Below are 3033 nucleotides of genomic sequence, written 5' to 3' on the forward strand. Positions count from 1 at the left end.
AGCGTAAATCATGTCCAGCATCCAAGAATCCAGCACCTCGTATTTATTCGGGGGGAATGCGCCATACGTAGAGGAGCTCTACGAGGCCTACCTCGACAATCCGGGCTCCGTTCCCGACAACTGGCGCAATTATTTCGACCAGCTGCAACATACTCCGGCGGTTGACGGGCAAGAATCCACCCGCGACCAGGCGCATGCCCCGGTCATCGAGTCGTTCGCCCAACGCGCACGCGCGAACGCTTTCCTGCCGCGCGCCACGGAAACCAACCTGTCGGTAGCCAGCAAGCAGGTCCACGTCCAATCCATCATCGCCGCTTACCGCTACCTCGGCGCACGCTGGGCCGACCTCGATCCGCTGCAGCGCCAGGAGCGCCCGCACATTCCCGAGCTCGAGCCGAGCTTCTACGGGTTGACCGAGGCCGACATGGACCAGGTCTACTCCGCCACGAATACCTACTTCACGACCGCCGAGCACATGACGCTGCGCGAGATCGTGAAGGCGCTGCGCGATACGTATTGCCGCAGCATCGGCGTCGAGTTCATGCACGTCTCCGACCCGGCCATCAAGCGTTGGATCCAGCAGCGCCTCGAAAGCACGCTGGCCACGCCCAGCTTCACGGCTGACCAGAAGAAGCACATCCTCGAGCGCCTGACGGCCGCCGAGGGCCTGGAGCGCTACCTGCACACCAAGTACGTCGGCCAGAAGCGCTTCTCGCTGGAAGGCGGCGAAAGCTTCATCGCGGCCATCGACGAGCTCATCCAGCATGCCGGCGAGCGCGGCATCCAGGAAGTGGTCCTCGGCATGGCCCACCGCGGCCGCCTGAACGTCCTGGTCAACACCCTGGGCAAGATGCCCAAGGATTTGTTCGCCGAATTCGAAGGCAAGTACGACGACGGCGGCCTGACTGCGGGCGACGTCAAGTACCACAAGGGCTTCTCGAGCGACATCTCCACGCGCGGCGGCCCCGTCCACGTGTCGCTGGCCTTCAACCCCTCGCACCTGGAAATCGTGAACCCCGTGGTCGAGGGTAGTGCGCGTGCACGTCAAGAGCGTCGCGGCCCGGACGGCGGCAAGCAGGTCTTGCCGGTCCTGGTGCACGGCGACGCCGCCTTCATCGGCCAGGGCGTCGTGATGGAAACGCTGAACCTCGCGCAAACGCGCGGCTACGGCACGGGCGGCACGGTGCACCTGGTGATCAACAACCAGATCGGCTTCACGACCTCGGATCCCCGCGATGCGCGCTCGACGCTGTATTGCACGGACGTGGTCAAGATGATCGAAGCCCCCGTGCTGCACGTGAACGGCGACGATCCCGAAGCCGTGGTGTTTGCCACGCGCCTCGCGCTGGATTTCCGCGTCGAGTTCCAGAAAGACATCGTCGTCGACATCGTCTGCTTCCGCAAGCTGGGCCACAACGAGCAGGACACTCCCTCGCTGACGCAGCCGCTGATGTACAAGCGCATCGGCAAGCATCCCGGCACCCGCAAGCTGTATGCCGACAAGCTGGTCGTGCAGGGCGTCATCACCGAGGCCGAAGCCGACGAGTACGTCAAGCGCTACCGTGCCGCGCTGGACGAAGGCCGCCACACGGTCGATCCGGTCCTGACCAACTACAAGAACAAGTACGCCGTGGATTGGTCGCCCTTCCTGGGCCGCAAATGGACCGATGCCGCCGACACCGCCGTTCCGCAGGCCGAGCTCAAGCGCCTGGGCGAGCGCATCACGACGGTGCCTGAGGGCTTCAAGCTGCACCCCATCGTGGAGAAGGTGCTGGCCGACCGCCGCGCCATGGCGCGCGGTGAAATGAACGTCGACTGGGGCATGGCCGAGCACCTGGCCTTCGCGAGCCTGGTGGCTTCCGGTTATCCGGTCCGCCTCACCGGCCAGGACTCCGGGCGCGGCACCTTCACGCACCGCCACGCCGTGCTGCACGACCAAAACCGGGAGCGCTGGGATTCGGGCGTGTATGTCCCGCTGCAGAACGTCTCCGAAGCGCAGGCCCCGTTCCGCGTCATCGACTCGATCCTGTCCGAAGAAGCCGTCATGGGCTTCGAATACGGCTATTCGACCGCCGAGCCCAACTCGCTGGTCATCTGGGAAGCCCAGTTCGGCGACTTCGCCAACGGCGCCCAGGTCGTGATCGACCAATTCATCAGCTCCGGCGAAGCCAAGTGGGGCCGTCAGTCGGGCCTCGTGCTGATGCTTCCCCACGGTTACGAAGGGCAGGGCCCGGAACACTCGTCGGGCCGCATCGAGCGCTTCCTGCAGCTGTGCGCCGACAACAACATGCAAGTCGTGCAGCCGACCAACGCCGCGCAGATCTTCCACCTGCTGCGCCGCCAGATGATCCGGCAATTCCGCAAGCCGCTGATCATCTTCACGCCGAAGTCGCTGCTGCGCAACAAGGATGCCGCCTCGCCGCTGTCCGACCTGAGCAAGGGCGCCTTCCAGACGTTGATCGGCGAGGTCGACGAGTCCATCGACGCCGCCAAGGTCAAGCGCGTGCTGCTGTGCTCGGGCAAGGTGTACTACGACCTGGTCAACACCCGCAAAGACCGCGGGGCGAACGACGTGGCCATCGCCCGCATCGAGCAGCTGTATCCGTTCCCGCACAAGGCGCTCGCGGCCGAGCTCAAGAAGTATCCCGCCGCGACCGAAGTGGTCTGGGTGCAGGATGAGCCGCAGAACCAAGGACCGTGGTTCTACGTGCAGCATCACCTGTACGAGAACATGTCGGCCGGCCAGAAGCTCGGCTATGCCGGCCGTCCCGCTTCGGCTTCGCCTGCCGTCGGCTACTACTCCAAGCACATCGAGCAGCTCAAGGCGCTGCTGGACCAAGCGTTCGGCCGCATCAAGGGCTTCGTGCTGACCAAGTAAACCTTTTCCCGGGGCCGCGATGCGGCCCCGGCGTTCGGCCATGAGCGCCGAGCGACGAACGAACTCTCCCCATTTGCGGAATAACAGACATGGCAATCGTCGACGTTAAAGTCCCCCAATTTTCCGAATCGGTCTCGGAAGGCACGCTCCTGACT

The 3033-nt window shown here is 64.4% G+C and carries 1 protein-coding gene; it reads left to right on the forward strand.

Annotated features, from left to right (window positions below; all coding sequences use genetic code 11):
- Positions 1 to 10: 10 nt before the first annotated feature.
- Positions 11 to 2878, forward strand: a complete 2868-nt coding sequence (locus IRZ12_RS16855; RefSeq protein WP_296471022.1) for a 2-oxoglutarate dehydrogenase E1 component — start codon at positions 11 to 13, stop codon at positions 2876 to 2878.
- Positions 2879 to 3033: the final 155 nt, after the last annotated feature.

The organism is Pigmentiphaga sp., from assembly GCF_019689535.1.
In the GTDB taxonomy this organism is placed as follows: Bacteria; Pseudomonadota; Gammaproteobacteria; order Burkholderiales; family Burkholderiaceae_B; genus Pigmentiphaga.

Bases quoted from the DNA above. Each gene is read 5' to 3' on its own strand.
- IRZ12_RS16855 (WP_296471022.1), top strand. From the start codon at position 11: ATGTCCAGCATCCAAGAATCCAGCACCTCGTATTTATTCGGGGGGAAT.